Annotated in this window: 2 protein-coding genes; both read right to left on the minus strand. The window is 72.2% G+C overall.

Annotated elements, in window-relative coordinates; genetic code table 11:
* The coding region (locus FVW27_RS18065; RefSeq protein ID WP_167127874.1) for a response regulator at positions 1-435 on the minus strand (435 nt) is incomplete at its 3' end.
* A partial coding sequence (locus FVW27_RS18070) for an Hpt domain-containing protein (protein WP_167127877.1) occupies positions 435-722 on the minus strand: 288 nt, incomplete at its 5' end. The genes FVW27_RS18070 and FVW27_RS18065, both read right to left, overlap by 1 nt.

A 722-nucleotide genomic window follows, 5' to 3' on the forward strand; every position in this document is an offset into this window, starting at 1 on the left:
GGCCTGACCGGCCTGCGCCGTGCCGGACACCGTGCCGTTGGCCCCGCCGCCGATCCCCCGCCGCGCCCTGCCGCTGCGGTAGGCCAGCACGCGAGACAGCGAAAGGGTGATGTCCTGCACGCGCAGGGGCTTTTGCAGGTACTCCCATACCCCGTGGCGCAGGGCGGTTTCCGCGCCGTCCGCGTCGCCGAAGCCGGTGATCACGATGATCTCCGGGGCGCACGGCAGGCGGCCGAAGGTGGTCACGTGGGCCAGACCGTTGCCGTCGGGCAGCAGCACATCCAGGTAGACCACGTCGGGCGCGCCGGTGGCGGCAAGGCGCAGCCCTTCGTTCAGGGTGGCGGCGGTGAGGGCCTCGTGCCCCATGCCCACGGCCACCTCGGCCAGCATGGTGCGGACCATGGCTTCGTCGTCCACCACGAGTATGCAGGCCATCAGTGTCCTGTCTCCTTCGCCGGGGCGGCTCCCGGCGTTGCGGTATCGATTGCGTTGCTTGCGCGGGATTCCCCATCCCGGTCGGTGACGGCACGCACGCGGGCCACGCCCGCTTCGAGCAGCGGCAGCAGCCGGTCCAGCAGGTCCTGCAGGTCGGGCAGTGGGACATCGGGTTCGGCGGCGGGGCGGCCTGCCGCCTGCTCCAGGGCGTCGCACAGGCCGTGCAGGGCGGAAAGGCGCAGCATGCCCGCCGAGTTGCGCAGGGCGTGCGCAGATCGGAAGAGCAC

The sequence above is a fragment of the Nitratidesulfovibrio liaohensis genome (genome assembly GCF_011682075.1).
Taxonomy (GTDB): Bacteria; Desulfobacterota; Desulfovibrionia; order Desulfovibrionales; family Desulfovibrionaceae; genus Cupidesulfovibrio; species Cupidesulfovibrio liaohensis.